The following is a 14,064-nucleotide window of genomic DNA, read 5'->3' as shown; positions in this document are numbered from 1 at the left end:
GTATACTGCAATTAAGTAACATATCAATGATTTTGTTATTTTTTCTGAAAATAACAAAAAATACCGAGCACCCTCTGCTCGGTATTTTTCGTTATTAATCTTCTTTCGGAAGAACAATTCCTTTATACAATTGAACTGTAATGAAGTAGTAAATCGCATAAATGACTACGAAAATTACAATTGGTATCCAAATACGGAAGTATGGATCGACTAAAATAAATCCGAAAATATTCATACCAACTAATACGTGGGCGATACCCACAATTGCCGGGAATAAGAATACTAAGAATAACTCTTTATAAATTGATTTTGTTAATAATTCACGGCGCACACCGATTTTACGAAGCATTTGATAGCGTGTAATATCTTTTGATGCACCAGAAAGAATTTTAAACATTAAGCAACTTGCCATCATCGCCAAGAAAGCAATTCCAAGGAAGAAGCCCATAAATACTGTTCCACTCGCAACACCATAGAACATATCGTAAGATTGATATTTGCTGTTCATTCTTTCAGCTGTTACATTTTTATATTTATCTAGCTGCAACTCGTCAAGTTTTTTCCATTCTTTTGTATATGTTAAAAAGTCATCTGTTTTTCCGATAAATGCTATACCTTCTTTACCATTTATCCCATCGTACGTTTTTTGATCTACAATCTTAATTGCATGATCTTCGTATATATAATATGGATGGATTGTACTAAAAGCATCTACCCATTCTTCTGAAAGTTCTTTAGCGTTCGCATCTTTTTCATTCATTTCTCTAGAAACTGCACCTACTGGTAGTTCCTCTGAAACTTTTTTCGTATTTACTAAATCCTTCATCGATTCCATATTTGCCATATCTTTTACTAAAGGACGATTGTTCTCTAAATCTTCTTTTACATAATAAACGTATTTATCATCAACTTTGTAACGATATTCATTTTTCTCTTTAAATGTAATACCATCTAAAATTTTCTTTTCTTCAGCTGTAGGGTTATGAACAACTGAATCATATATTACTAAACCATCTACCATTTTTATAACGTTATTTTTAAACGCCATACCACCTGAAATTGCACCAGCTCCAAGAGCAACTAACATCGCTACTGTCGCAAGAACCTTTGTTAAACTATTAATACGGAAATTTAATTGTGCAAAAGTAAAAGCGTTAAGCCCTTTTTCACTACGTTTTTTATTACTCTTTAACTTTTTAATAATGACCGGGAGAAGTGATCCAAATAGCATGTAAGTACCGGCTGTTGTTGTAATTAATGCAATTAGGATTCCCATTTCTCTTAGTTTTTCCATATAAATCATTGATGCATAGCCAATTCCTAATAAAATAACCGCAAGGAATGCAACTAAACCTGTCATTTTTCCTTTTACTGCAACACGTTCTGTTTGTGCATCTGCATGTACAAGTTGTAATACAGAAATACGAGATAATTTAATACTATTCATAATTGCCGATAATACAAATAGTGCAAAGAAGAATATGCAAGTAACAGTCATAGATGGTAGATAAAATGCTTTATAGCCTTCGCCAGCAAATTCCAATTGTTTCATTAATAACTGACCGATACCTTCTGCAAGTCCTACACCAACTGTAAGTCCAATCGCAAGAGACGCAGCACCTAATACAATCGTTTCAATAAACATAAGTAATGTAACTTTATGCTTTTTTGCTCCTAACATCATATACATACCAAACTCTTTTTGACGAAGAGATAATAAGAAAGAGTTCGCATATAAAATGTAGAAGAACGTTATAATTGCTAATAGAAATGAACCTGCTTGGAATACGAAGCCAATAGACTTAATGACAGAATTGGATTCAATAAACGCTTTATTCAGTGCTAACGTTTGAAACATATAAAAAATTGAAATAGACATAACAAGACCGACAAGTAAGACGATATAATCCTTTAGCTTACTTTTCAGCCCTGACATGGAAAGTTTAAATAACATGCCCTAGACCTCCTTTCTTACGCTTTTTGTGTGCCTAAGTCTGCAAGCACATCTAAAATTTCTTTATAAAACTCTTCACGCGTACCACCGCGGTGAATTTCTTTATATAGCTCACCATCTTGAATGAATAAAATACGCTGACAGTAACTTGCACTATATGGATCGTGAGTAACCATCATAATAGATACACCTTGTTCTTCATTTAAGTTTGTCATCGCATCAAGTAAACTTGCTGCATTTTTAGAATCAAGAGCTCCTGTTGGCTCGTCCCCTAAAATAATTGCAGGCTCATGCACTAAAGCGCGCGCTGCTGCTGAACGCTGTTTCTGTCCACCAGATACTTCAGATGGATACTTTTGAAGTATTGCTGAAATCCCTAACATATCTGCTACTTTTTCTACTTTCGGTCCAATATTACGTGATGAAACACCTTGAAGTGAAAGTGGAAGTGCAATGTTTTCATAAATAGATAAGTTCTCTAATAAGTTAAAATCTTGGAAGATGAACCCCAATTTTTGTGAACGGAAATCAGAAAGCTCACCTTGTTTCATTTTCGTAATGTCCGTACCTGCTATTTCCACAACGCCGCCCGTTGCTTTATCTAGTGTTGAAATTACATTTAATAATGTCGTTTTACCAGAACCAGAAGGTCCCATAATCCCAACAAATTCACCCTCTTGAATTGAGAATGAAACACCTTTTAATGCGTGTGATTGGTTCTCACCTTTTTTACCGTACACTTTTTGAACGTTTTTCACGTCTACAACTGGTTTCGTCATATATATCCTCCTACGCTTGTTTTTCCATTACCTATTCTGCGCCTTTTGGAGGGGAACTGCTATTTGTTAACATTACATTTACCTTACACTTTTGTAATAAAATAAAACCAGGTCATATTGCGACCTGGTTACTCTGATTGCTTTGATCTTTGAGGTTGTCCTTTTTTACTATTACGCTGTTTCACTTGAACAACAGGATCAAGCTCATTTGAAAACTCAGCGTTGTGTCCATTTTGCGTTTTTTGCTCTGGATTATTTTGATCTGAACGTTTCGCCATTACATTCACTCCTTATTAGTGCGGTGTAATAATCATTTGATGTTGCAATTGGCGAATTGCCATACGTGCTCTATTTAACTGCTCACGTTGCTCATCATTCGCATGTTGCTGCATCGTTTGTAAGTCGTTATATGCTTGTTCTAATTGCAACTGCGCATCTGAATACTCCATCGTATTGTAATGCTCTTGTCTCATGCCTTGGTCTAATTGTTCTTTCGCATATTCCACCGCTTCTTCCGCTTGTGTAATATACGATTCAAGTGATTGACGCTCTGCCATACTTGTCCCTCCTTGCTTCAATTCTCCTTTAGTGTGTCCCTTCCATATGAACCTTATGAGTATGTTATAATGGATTTTGTTTCATTTTGACTCGTCTTAGGAGGGAAAATAATGAAGGTTCAAAACCCTTTTCCATATACAAATGACAATAAACGTTATCATACATGGAATTACCACTTACGAAATGAATTTGGTGAAAAAATCTTTAAAGTTTCATTAGACGCCGGCTTTGATTGCCCAAACCGTGACGGCACAGTCGCTTACGGAGGCTGCACATTTTGTAGTGCCGCTGGATCTGGTGACTTTGCAGGTGATCGCCGCGATGATGTAATAACGCAATATCATGAAATGAAAGAAAAAATGCACGCAAAGTGGAAAGACGGAAAATGTATCGCTTATTTCCAGGCCTATACAAATACACATGCTCCACTTGAAGTGTTAAAAGAAAAATTCGAACCGCTTCTAACAGAAAAAGACGTTGTCGGTCTTTCTATTGCGACTCGTCCAGATTGCTTACCGGATGATGTTGTTGAATATTTAGCGGACTTAAATAAACGCACGTATCTTTGGGTTGAACTCGGACTTCAAACTGTTCATGAACGAACTGCAAATCTTATTAATCGTGCTCACGATTATCCATCTTATGTGGAAGGCGTAAATAAATTACGTAAGCACGGTATTAGAGTTTGCTCGCATATTATTAACGGTCTTCCCCTTGAAGATTACGACATGATGATGGAAACAACTCGTGAAGTTGCAAAGCTTGACATACAAGGAATTAAAATTCATTTACTTCATTTGTTAAAAGGAACGCCAATGGTGAAGCAATATGAAAAAGGACAACTAGAATTCTTATCTCTTGAAGATTACGTAAGTCTCGTTGTCGACCAACTTGAAATTATTCCAGAAGACGTAATTGTGCACCGCATCACAGGTGACGGTCCACCTGATTTAATGATCGGCCCAATGTGGAGCTTAAATAAATGGGAAGTATTAAATTCCATCGATGCAGAATTTGTACGCCGCGGAAGCTGGCAAGGAAAATATGCAAATGAGGAGAAACAAAAATGAAATTAGAACGTGTATTACCGTTTGCTCGCATGCTACTGCAAACGGCTGTTAAAGAAGGCGATTACGCAGTAGATGCAACACTTGGCAATGGACATGACACTTGCTTCCTAGCTGAAATCGTTGGAGATAACGGAAAAGTATTTGGATTCGATATTCAAAAAGAAGCGATCGAAAGCTCTACTATCCGACTAAAAGAAAAAGAACTTTTCGAACGTACTGTTTTAGTTCACGATAGTCACGACACACTTGTATCCGTATTACCAGAAGATGCAAAAGGAAAAGTAACAGGCGCAATCTTCAACTTAGGTTACCTTCCTGGCGGTGACAAACATATCGTCACAAAACCGAACTCAACAATCTCGGCGATTGAACAATTGCTAGAACTAATGGCACCTGAAGGTATCATCGTCCTTGTCATTTACCACGGACATCCAGAAGGACAAGTAGAACGTGACGCTGTTCTCAAATTTGCAGAAGAACTAGACCAAAAGCAAGCTCACGTTTTGCAATACGGCTTCATTAACCAGCAAAATAACCCGCCATTTATTGTGGCGATTGAGAAACGATAATATATCAACGATTTTGCCGATATATCGATTCTTCGACAAAACATAACAAAAAAAGACGTGCACTCACTGCACGTCTTTTTCTTATTCTCCTATATAATGGATGTATACACTATTTGAAGAAAGAAGGATAGAACTTTGCTAGTAAAACTAAGAGGAATTCAAAAGAAGTACGGCAAATCACTCATACTAGACAACATCGATTTATCCATTCCAGAAGGAGAAGCACTCGCTATTATTGGCGGTAATGGAACTGGAAAAAGCACTTTGCTCAAAATAACTGCAGGTTTTATTTCACCTACGGCAGGGACACTTCAAAGAAAAGAACATATACAAATCGGTTATGTACCTGAGCATTTTCCTGAAGGGATTCGTTTTACATTAGAGGATTATTTATATCATCTCGGCCACATTCATGGTTTATCAACAAAATACTTAAGAAATAAAATTCCGGTGCTCCTTGAATCTTTTCACTTACATCACGCAAGGCATTCCGTTGTACGAAACTTTTCAAAAGGTATGAAACAAAAAACAGGTATTATGCAAGCATTACTTACGGACGTCCATTTATTAATTTTAGATGAACCACTTTCTGGGCTCGACCCCTAACTCTCAGCAAGAACTAGAGCATATTTTACTTTCATTAAAACAACAAGGTATATCTGTACTCTTCACATGTCACGAAAAACAACTACTAGAACACTTCGCCGATAGAATTGTGACGTTAGCTAATCATACAATTGCGGAAGATACCTCTGTGCAAAAATCAACAGAACAGGTCTATATTGAGGCAATCGTTCACGAAACATTTTCAGCAATAGAACTACAACAACAATCCGGATTTATACATGTTACACACAATTCAAATCAAAACCTCATTCAATTACAAATCGAAAAAGATTATACAAACGACATACTTCAGTTTTTATTACATAAAAAGGCATCCATCACACTGCTACAACCTAATTTTTAAATCGAAAGAAGGTTTATTATGTTTGCGCTTATTCGTTACCATTTTCTCGATTACACAAAATCGTATAAGTACATTCCTCCTATTGCGATGTACTGTATAAGCTTGCTTTTTGTATATACATATAAACCGACTCCTATTGTACCGACATATTTAGAAACCGCACTCGCACTTTATTTATTATCTGCCTGGATTACAATCACAATTTTTCATACTGAAGACCCTGTACAAGAACAAATCACTATTTCACACACAAATAATATTTCGGCATTATACGTTGGTAAATATATTACGGCTCTTCTCATTTGTACTGTGTTATCTTTTATATCCATAATCTATCCAATTATTTTGCAAATGTTTAATGAAAAAATGACAGCTTCTTTATTTCTAGTCGGATTTCTCGCTCACATGTCTTTCTCTATACTAGGAATTTCAATCGCAACATTATTTACTAGAAATATTATTCAAAAAGCAAGCACCGCTTGGCTTAGTCTTACATTTATATTACTTATGACGATTGCTTCAATCCGTTTTAAAACAGAGCTACTATGGTTTTTACCACCTGTCGAAAGCTTTTTAATGCTTGGGCAATACAAATATAATATACTTACTCACACCCTATGGCTCACAGCTTGGGCTATCGTATATTCATTTTTATTACTTACTTTATTTCTTTTTCTCATTCGCAAAAAACGTTTTTAATTACATATTAAAGGGGACGAAACAATGATCGGAATACTAGCAGGAATGGGACCAAAATCAACTGGACCATTCGTCGATACAGTTGTAGCACAATGCCAAACAATATACGGAGCAAAGCATGATATGGACTTTCCTCATATGATGATTTATTCTTGTCCAACACCATTTTACATAGATCGGCCTATTGATCATATAGCGATGAAAAAGGCGATTATTGAAGGTGCACAAAAACTTGAAAGTACTGGTGTAGATTTCATCGCAATGCCATGTAATACGGCGCATCTTTATTTCGAGGAATTAAAGCGTTCTATTACCATTCCTATTTTGAATATAGTCGATGAGACGTTAAAAGCAATTCCTGAAAATACAAAAAGAGTCGCTCTTCTCGCAACAGAAGCGACTGTTCAAGCAGGTATTTACCAAGACGGGATTATAAAACGTAATATAGAGTACATTCATAATGAACAATGGCAAGAAATGATTAATCAAATTATTACTTGTATTAAAGGCGGAGAAATTGAGGAAGCTCGCAAATTATGGAGTGTGCTCGTTTTACAGTTAAAAGACGAAGTAGATACCGCTATTATCGCATGTACCGATTTGAATGTGGTGGTGAGTGAGGACTTTGTTGATTCCGCTCAATGTCTTGCGAAAGCAGTTGTTAGGATGTATGCATCAAATATAAAAAGGTCTTCATAAACATAGAACACATCCCTTTTGAAATGTGTTTTGTGTTTGATAAAAATCCCCAAAACTTTTAACATTTTTCACAATTCTTTCAAAATATCCACACTTAATCTCGCTATATTAAATAAGTAGTTTATTCATATAGGGAAGGTTAGGGGAACTGAAGTATGAAACAAAATCGTTCACTTCATTACATTTTTTGGCGTTGGCATTTTTATGCTGGACTTTTTATTACGCCGCTTCTTATTACTTTGTCACTGAGCGGAATTGGGTATTTATTTCGGGAAGAAGTTGAAGATTTCATCTATAAAGATTTATATTTTGGGAAGAGCGCCCAAACAGAATCTATTTCGATGTCTGATTCTATTTCATTAACAGAGAAAAAATATCCACATTATAGTGTGGCGAAAATTAGTGAGTTTAATGGGGATTATAATACGAGACTTACAATCGCAAATGAATATACAGGAACGCAAAAATACGTTTATTTAGATAGCAATAATCAAATTGTCGGAGATCAAAACGCAAGTGAAACGTTTGCCAATATAATGCGGGAACTACATAGTTCTCTTTTAGTTGGTGGCACTGTCGTCAATTATATTGTAGAACTTGCGGCGTGCTGGACAATCTTTTTGATTATAACTGGGTTGTATATGAGTATACGCCAATTCAAAAACACACCATCATCCAATAAGCGAGAAAAAGCAAAACGATGTCATTCTATTATCGGTATTATATTTACAATTCCTCTCGTTCTGTTAATCGCAACTGGATTGCCGTGGTCTGGATTTATGGGTAACCAAATTTATAAAATTGCATCGTCGAATGAAGCGCTCGGATATCCAAAATTGTATATGGCACCTCCTGAATCAAAGGTAAAAGAGTTGCCATGGGCAACAAGAAAAGAAGCTCCTCCTGAATCTAACTCAAGTGAGCCAAAAATAATTTCAATTGATGAGTTACAACAAGGGATTGAAATAAAGAAGCCATATGTTATCTCACTACCGACTGATCCGAAAGGTGTATTCACTGTTTCGAAATCAAGTGGTTCTGGTATTACGGGCATGCACGTGGCACCAAATGAAGAGATAACAGCTTACTTTGATCAATATAGCGGAAAACTTATTTCAAAAACGGACTATCGTGATTATGGATTATTTGCACGATGGTTCACTTACGGTATCCCGCTTCACGAAGGACATTTATTCGGATGGCCAAATAAAATATTATGCTTACTAACGACATTATCTTTATTACTTCTCATTTATTACGGAATAAAAATGTGGTTAGCAAGAAAACCGAAAGGCAAATTAGCAGCACCACCAAAACAAAAAGATAAGAAAAGCATATTCGTTTTCTTTATCATGATGATTATACTAGGCACTGTAATGCCTTTATTCGGACTATCTGTTTTAGCTATCTTCACAATCGAACTTCTCATATACGTAATTTCAAAAATACGATCATAATAAAAAAAACCACTCAACATGAGTGGTTTTCTTCATCACTGCGCCATTTTCTTTCGGTACATCTTCCCGTTCCAGTAGAAGAATCGTGAAGTGAGCCCTCCGTATTTTACAATGCGCCGTGCCATTTTGTGCATATTCTTTTGTGCTGATACTTTTTGGTCTGATAAATAAATACCAAGTAACCCTCGGCTTATGAGACGGTGAAACTTCGCATGAGGCAGATCACCAATACTCTTCTCTGCTTCTTCTACAAAATGTTTCATACGATCTAATATAGCTTGCTCGTTTTCATAATAACTACAGAAATTCAAATCCCCGCCCATACGGTCTTCTTCTTGATCGATGAAATAATCAAGTAAAATGTGAAGTCCTTGTACGTAAGGAAAATATCCTTGTCTAATTTTCTCAATATCCTCATCATGTAATTCATCATGGAATGCATATGCCACAAGACAAAAGATTCCTAAAGTTGATCCTGCACAAGCCGAAAATTCAAACCAGCTCATCGGCGGCAAGTTTTCTTTATGAGCTTCAAACCATGTTTTTAGACGCGGTTCTCTTTCTTCTAATTTCACATGTTTATGAATTTGCAAATCACAATAATAACAAGCAAGCTCATGAAGAATTGGAGCAATTTTATCATAATGCTTCGTTTTCTTTAAAACATCCTGACACGTTTCAACGAGCTCATCTAAATAACCACCATCATCTTGATCATCACGATAACGATAATAATTACCGCCTCCTTCAACTTCAGGACTTAATGCCATTACCATCGACTCATGAAGAGCCGCAAAGTCTTTCGGATCAAGTGATGTACTACGGTCACATAAATTATCCAAATAGTCGCTAATCGTTTGATATGCTACGATAAAACGAATACATTCCTCTCGATGTTCATTTGCTAGCAGCGCTAAAATGCCACCGCCCTCGCAATGAAACGTTTTATTCTCAATACTTGCGATTGCCTGACTATGAAGCTCGTCATTCGGAATATGGTAGGCACGCTCTTTCCACATCGCTAGCTCATGGTGTACAACCGGAAACACATCACGGTATACTTTCGCCATGAGCGTTATGGGATTACTCGGTACGTTCACTTCTTCCTTCATCTCCTCTGTTAAATGTACAAATAATGATTTATTTGTTTGTTTTTACTATATTATTGATATGAATTTCAGTAAATGACTGAATATAATTCAAAATTTCATCACGCTCATACTCATTTAATAACTCATGATAACAATTAGGCCATTCTTTATATGCCTTATCACTAATTTTAACATTATCAAACCACATGCGGACACGTATTTTATCTACAAGTTTATCCTCACACGCCTGCATTAGCAAGAGTGGAACATCTGGAAAATCATCTATTTTCTCATGAGCAATCTCGATAGACTTAATCAATTCACTATACCAACGTACTGATACTTTGCGCAAGAACAATGAATCATTCTCCATCGCATCCCTCACTTCATGGTTACGAGTTGACATTTCTACAGTGAGATTTGTTGTAAATTGCAATTTGGGAGCAACGACATTTAATATTTTTGAAGCAGCACGAAGCGGAGCAGAAGGTGCAGCCAATACTCCTAAACAAGGCGAGCTTAATACAATCCCATCTATGTCCTCTCTTTTCGTTTCTTGCATCATACGAATAACGACAAGTCCTCCCATACTATGACCAAATAAAAAAATAGGCAATCTATATTTTCTTGCTTCTTTCACCCATAACTTTATTTCCTCTATGTATTCATCAAATGAATCGATATGTCCTCTATTTCTTGAAGTTGTTCCGTGTGCTGGAAGATCCCCCATAACGACGTGATAACCGCTATGATTCCACATTTCTGCAACTGCTTCATAACGCCCGTGATATTCCATAGCACCATGCACGATAATAATGACGGCTTTCGCTTCTTCCGCTTCATAGTTCCACATACGAAACTCCTCCATTTCACTCTTTTTCATAATTTGATACACTAAAACTAGTCTCTAGGAAAGGAAGGCTTTACATGATATATCCTTACAAAGAAAAAAATCCAAAAATTGCGAGTAGTGCTTTTATCGCTGACTATGTTACCATTACAGGCGATGTGACAATTGGCGAAGAATCTAGCATTTGGTTTAATACAGTCATCCGCGGTGATGTATCACCAACGATAATTGGAAATAGAGTAAATGTACAAGATCAATGTACACTTCACCAAAGCCCACAGTATCCTCTTATTTTAGAAGATGACGTTACCGTTGGGCATCAAGTTATTTTACATAGCTGCAAAATTGAAAAAGATGCTTTAATTGGAATGGGATCTATCATATTAGATGGCGCTGAAATTGGTGAAGGAGCTTTCATCGGTGCTGGTAGTCTCGTTTCACAAGGAAAGAAAATCCCTCCTAATACGTTAGTTTTTGGTCGTCCTGCGAAGGTCATTCGCGAATTAACAGAAGAAGACCGTAAAGATATGGAACGTATCCGCACACAATACGTTGAAAAAGGACAATATTATAAATCGTTACAAAAATGATTTTATCGCTGCCATAAGACTGGCAGCTTTTTTTATGAAAAAATCTAACTTTTTCTTTACAAAACATTATTATTCCCTCAATAAAATCTTATTAAAATAGAAGTTAATAACTCCATATATATGTAAATGAGGGAGGAAAAATCTCATGAAGGTCAGTGGACTATATAAAATAGAATGTTACATTTTCAAAGGAATTAATCGCTACTTTGATCAAAAAACATTAAACATCTTTTTCAGCAATATTACCCATATCGGTGGTGCTACCTTCTCCATTGCACTTACCCTATTCTTTTTAATTTTCGCAACAGGGAATTTGCATCAAGCTGCAATTGCAACTGCTATTTCTTTAACAATTAGCCATATCCCGGTGCAAATACTAAAAAGATGGTATCCACGAAAACGCCCTTATTTAACAATTCAAGATGCGAAATATCCAGTACAGCCTTTAAAAGATCATTCTTTTCCATCCGGACATACAACGGCTGTTTTCTCTGTCCTCATTCCATTTATTTGCTATAATCCAAACTTGCTTGCTTTTCTATTACCGTTAGCGCTATGCGTCGGTATTTCCCGTATTTATTTAGGGCTTCATTATCCGTCAGATGTATTTGTAGGCATGTGCCTTGGCACTTGCTCTGGCATCATCTCTTTTTATCAATTCATTCCACTCATGTAAAGGAGCGATATGATGAGAGTCGCCATATTTACCGATACATTTACACCACAAGTCAACGGTGTGGCGAAAACTTTGGAACGTTTAACTAAATATTTTCAAAAAGAAAATATCGCCTATTCTGTTTTCGCCCCTCAGCATACGGCAGAAGATAATTTCGTTACGAATGTGAATAAAATGAGAAGCATCCCGTTAACAATATTATATCCAGAATGTCGCTTTGCCTTTCCTACTCCGCGCATTAAACGGGAACTTCTTGCCTTTAAACCTGATATCATTCACATTGCTACGCCTTTCAATATGGGACTTTGTGGATTATATTATGCCAAAAAGTTAAATATCCCGGTCGTCGGTTCTTATCATACTGATTTTGACGCCTATTTACGCTATTACAAAATCGAATTTCTTTCCAATATGCTATGGAACTATTTAAGGTGGTTTCATAGTCATATGCAAAAAAACTTTGTTCCTTCTCCTGAAACATTACATCAATTAAAGAAAAAAGGATTTCAGCAGCTCTATATTTGGGGACGTGGTGTAGATTGTACTCTCTTTCATCCAACTTACAATAAAGACCTATTCCGAAAAAAATATAATATTACAGCGAAATATATTCTTTCCTACGTCGGACGCCTTGCTCCGGAAAAAGATATCGACACTCTTCAAACACTTATTCAAACGACGAACAAAGAACGTGACGATATTCATTGGCTCATCGCTGGAGATGGTCCTCTCGCAAAGGACCTGCATGAAAATGTTCCAAAAACAAATGTAACCTTTACTGGATATTTACAAGGTACGAATTTAGCTGAAGTCTACGCTTCCTCCGATCTAATGGTATTTCCATCTACTACTGAAACATTTGGGAACGTCGTACTGGAGTCACTCGCATGTGGTACACCTGTTATTGGCGCGAATAGTGGCGGGGTTAAAAATATTATTAAAGATGAAAAAACTGGAATTCTATGTGAACCAAAAAATGCGGACTCATTTTTGTCATCTATTTATGAATTATTAAATAATGAAGAAATGCGTAAACAAATGAGCCTAGATGCTCACTCCTACGCTACTACACAAAGCTGGGATGAAATTTCCAGTGATTTACTCATGCATTATGATGATGTGATTCAAAGTCGAAAAGCGGAAATGCTAGCTTAAACGCAGCTTATGTATCATCAATTTGCAAGATAAAAAGAGATCACACTTCGAAGTGTGATCTCTTTTTATCTTGCGCTTTTATTTAGCGGTTCAGTTGGTACATAGATATAATGAATAAAATTCGAACTTATTTTTCTTCCCCTTTTGTCTGAGCCGCATCGAACGTCCAGTTCAATTTCAATGTATCTCCTTGGAATACGTTTTGATTTTCTCCATTATCTTCAAATATGAATTTCACATAGAAAGTGTCATCCGTGCCTGGAGCAAGTCCGTTTCCTTCCCAGTTTACGACACCTTTTTCTACAAGATCAGGAAAGTTGCCATCAGCAGTAGCTTGTTTCAATTCAGACAAAGTAGTTTCCCATACAGGAACTGTGTTCTTGTCTATGTTCCATAAAAACTCCACTTTGACATGATCACCGAAATCAGCATTTCCATTATCACCCTTCGCATCTGTTACAGTGTAATCAGTAAGAAGATGAACGTCCTTAATTTTCAAAGTACCGCTGTTGATTAAGTGGAAATCGCGTTCTATTTGATCACCCGGTTTGATTTTGTCAACATCGATGATAACTTGTGGATCAATGCTCAAATCTAACGTACCAGCCGCAAATGTGTTTTCTGATACTTCTTTATCACTGAAGTAAGCAAACGTTCCGCCTCCGATTAAAGATAAACCAAGAACTGCAGATGCAACACCCATACCAAGTTTTTTCTTAAGACTCATTTTAATAATCCCCCTATTTTTATAATATCTAAGCTATTAAAAAGCTGATAAGTCCATATGAGGTAAAAACGAATTGTTTCCTTACTTGATGTCTTTTAGATTTATCTCTAAGATAGTCATTGAATTCTTAATAAAGAACTTCTCGTTTTATTTAAGAGCGACTATCGATATTTACAGAAGATGATATTTCTCCCTCTTTTATCAGCAGCCGCTCCTAAGA

At 36.3% G+C, this 14,064-nt stretch carries 15 protein-coding genes and 1 pseudogene; 9 read left to right on the top strand and 7 right to left on the bottom strand.

Annotated elements, in window-relative coordinates; all coding sequences use genetic code 11:
• Positions 1-94 precede the first annotated feature (94 nt).
• The 4 genes from AB3X48_RS04285 to AB3X48_RS04270 form a co-directional block, all read right to left on the bottom strand.
• Positions 95-1,954, bottom strand: a complete 1,860-nt coding sequence (locus tag AB3X48_RS04285) for an FtsX-like permease family protein (protein WP_204208850.1) — start codon at positions 1,952-1,954, stop codon at positions 95-97.
• A 17-nt stretch (positions 1,955-1,971) separates the two neighbouring features.
• The gene (locus AB3X48_RS04280; protein ID WP_016106411.1) at positions 1,972-2,733 is read right to left on the bottom strand and encodes an ABC transporter ATP-binding protein; all 762 of its coding nucleotides are present in this window, start codon (positions 2,731-2,733) and stop codon (positions 1,972-1,974) included.
• A gap of 128 nt (positions 2,734-2,861) precedes the next feature.
• Positions 2,862-3,011 (bottom strand): hypothetical protein, encoded by a 150-nt coding sequence (locus tag AB3X48_RS04275; protein WP_001129345.1) that lies wholly within the window; start codon positions 3,009-3,011, stop codon positions 2,862-2,864.
• A gap of 15 nt (positions 3,012-3,026) precedes the next feature.
• Positions 3,027-3,290, bottom strand: a complete 264-nt coding sequence (locus tag AB3X48_RS04270) for a YtzC family protein (RefSeq protein WP_002112394.1) — start codon at positions 3,288-3,290, stop codon at positions 3,027-3,029.
• Between the two features lie 111 nt (positions 3,291-3,401).
• Here AB3X48_RS04270 and mnmL point away from each other — a divergent pair, with 111 nt between their 5' ends.
• The 6 genes and pseudogenes from mnmL to AB3X48_RS04240 all read left to right on the top strand — a co-directional run bounded on the left by mnmL (position 3,402) and on the right by AB3X48_RS04240 (position 8,755).
• The gene (gene mnmL / locus AB3X48_RS04265; protein ID WP_016106412.1) at positions 3,402-4,361 is read left to right on the top strand and encodes a tRNA modification radical SAM protein MnmL/YtqA; all 960 of its coding nucleotides are present in this window, start codon (positions 3,402-3,404) and stop codon (positions 4,359-4,361) included.
• Complete coding sequence (gene mnmM / locus AB3X48_RS04260; RefSeq protein WP_016106413.1) at positions 4,358-4,930, top strand: tRNA 5-(aminomethyl)-2-thiouridylate-methyltransferase MnmM; 573 nt, start codon at positions 4,358-4,360, stop codon at positions 4,928-4,930. Before mnmL ends, mnmM begins: the two co-directional genes overlap by 4 nt.
• Positions 4,931-5,065: 135 nt before the next feature.
• Positions 5,066-5,900: pseudogene (locus AB3X48_RS04255) on the top strand (ABC transporter ATP-binding protein).
• An 18-nt stretch (positions 5,901-5,918) separates the two neighbouring features.
• Positions 5,919-6,599 (top strand): hypothetical protein, encoded by a 681-nt coding sequence (locus AB3X48_RS04250; RefSeq protein ID WP_002160153.1) that lies wholly within the window; start codon positions 5,919-5,921, stop codon positions 6,597-6,599.
• A gap of 24 nt (positions 6,600-6,623) precedes the next feature.
• A complete protein-coding gene (locus tag AB3X48_RS04245) occupies positions 6,624-7,298 on the top strand; it encodes an aspartate/glutamate racemase family protein (RefSeq protein WP_016106416.1) in 675 nt (224 codons plus the stop codon).
• A gap of 155 nt (positions 7,299-7,453) precedes the next feature.
• Positions 7,454-8,755, top strand: a complete 1,302-nt coding sequence (locus tag AB3X48_RS04240; protein ID WP_016106417.1) for a PepSY-associated TM helix domain-containing protein — start codon at positions 7,454-7,456, stop codon at positions 8,753-8,755.
• A 35-nt stretch (positions 8,756-8,790) separates the two neighbouring features.
• Here the strand turns inward: AB3X48_RS04240 and tbcS are convergent, their stop codons facing one another.
• On the bottom strand, positions 8,791-9,855 hold the full coding sequence (tbcS, locus tag AB3X48_RS04235; protein WP_016106418.1) for a tetraprenyl-beta-curcumene synthase: 1,065 nt from the start codon (positions 9,853-9,855) through the stop codon (positions 8,791-8,793).
• 40 nt (positions 9,856-9,895) lie between these two features.
• Positions 9,896-10,699, bottom strand: a complete 804-nt coding sequence (locus tag AB3X48_RS04230) for an alpha/beta hydrolase (RefSeq protein WP_133059534.1) — start codon at positions 10,697-10,699, stop codon at positions 9,896-9,898.
• 74 nt (positions 10,700-10,773) lie between these two features.
• Between AB3X48_RS04230 and AB3X48_RS04225 the strand changes: the two genes are divergently transcribed.
• From AB3X48_RS04225 to AB3X48_RS04215, 3 genes are all read left to right on the top strand, one after another.
• Positions 10,774-11,286, top strand: a complete 513-nt coding sequence (locus tag AB3X48_RS04225) for a gamma carbonic anhydrase (RefSeq protein ID WP_088099584.1) — start codon at positions 10,774-10,776, stop codon at positions 11,284-11,286.
• Between the two features lie 145 nt (positions 11,287-11,431).
• Positions 11,432-11,962 (top strand): phosphatase PAP2 family protein, encoded by a 531-nt coding sequence (locus AB3X48_RS04220; protein WP_002112405.1) that lies wholly within the window; start codon positions 11,432-11,434, stop codon positions 11,960-11,962.
• Positions 11,963-11,974: 12 nt separating this feature from the next.
• Positions 11,975-13,117, top strand: a complete 1,143-nt coding sequence (locus AB3X48_RS04215; protein ID WP_088099585.1) for a glycosyltransferase family 4 protein — start codon at positions 11,975-11,977, stop codon at positions 13,115-13,117.
• 127 nt (positions 13,118-13,244) lie between these two features.
• Here AB3X48_RS04215 and AB3X48_RS04210 read toward each other — a convergent pair whose 3' ends face one another.
• A complete protein-coding gene (locus tag AB3X48_RS04210; RefSeq protein WP_088099586.1) occupies positions 13,245-13,844 on the bottom strand; it encodes a TasA family protein in 600 nt (199 codons plus the stop codon).
• Positions 13,845-14,064 lie beyond the last annotated feature (220 nt).

This window comes from Bacillus sp. S4 (genome assembly GCF_040838205.1).
Classification (GTDB): Bacteria; Bacillota; Bacilli; order Bacillales; family Bacillaceae_G; genus Bacillus_A; species Bacillus_A cereus_U.
The sequence above is the reverse complement of the archived record's forward strand: the minus strand, read 5'-3'. Positions and strand labels throughout refer to the sequence as shown.

Bases quoted from the DNA above. Each gene is read 5' to 3' on its own strand.
- AB3X48_RS04285 (WP_204208850.1), bottom strand. From the start codon at position 1,954: ATGTTATTTAAACTTTCCATGTCAGGGCTGAAAAGTAAGCTAAAGGAT.
- AB3X48_RS04280 (WP_016106411.1), bottom strand. From the start codon at position 2,733: ATGACGAAACCAGTTGTAGACGTGAAAAACGTTCAAAAAGTGTACGGT.
- AB3X48_RS04275 (WP_001129345.1), bottom strand. From the start codon at position 3,011: ATGGCGAAACGTTCAGATCAAAATAATCCAGAGCAAAAAACGCAAAAT.
- AB3X48_RS04270 (WP_002112394.1), bottom strand. From the start codon at position 3,290: ATGGCAGAGCGTCAATCACTTGAATCGTATATTACACAAGCGGAAGAA.
- mnmL (WP_016106412.1), top strand. From the start codon at position 3,402: ATGAAGGTTCAAAACCCTTTTCCATATACAAATGACAATAAACGTTAT.
- mnmM (WP_016106413.1), top strand. From the start codon at position 4,358: ATGAAATTAGAACGTGTATTACCGTTTGCTCGCATGCTACTGCAAACG.
- AB3X48_RS04250 (WP_002160153.1), top strand. From the start codon at position 5,919: ATGTTTGCGCTTATTCGTTACCATTTTCTCGATTACACAAAATCGTAT.
- AB3X48_RS04245 (WP_016106416.1), top strand. From the start codon at position 6,624: ATGATCGGAATACTAGCAGGAATGGGACCAAAATCAACTGGACCATTC.
- AB3X48_RS04240 (WP_016106417.1), top strand. From the start codon at position 7,454: ATGAAACAAAATCGTTCACTTCATTACATTTTTTGGCGTTGGCATTTT.
- AB3X48_RS04230 (WP_133059534.1), bottom strand. From the start codon at position 10,699: ATGTGGAACTATGAAGCGGAAGAAGCGAAAGCCGTCATTATTATCGTG.
- AB3X48_RS04225 (WP_088099584.1), top strand. From the start codon at position 10,774: ATGATATATCCTTACAAAGAAAAAAATCCAAAAATTGCGAGTAGTGCT.
- AB3X48_RS04220 (WP_002112405.1), top strand. From the start codon at position 11,432: ATGAAGGTCAGTGGACTATATAAAATAGAATGTTACATTTTCAAAGGA.
- AB3X48_RS04215 (WP_088099585.1), top strand. From the start codon at position 11,975: ATGAGAGTCGCCATATTTACCGATACATTTACACCACAAGTCAACGGT.
- AB3X48_RS04210 (WP_088099586.1), bottom strand. From the start codon at position 13,844: ATGAGTCTTAAGAAAAAACTTGGTATGGGTGTTGCATCTGCAGTTCTT.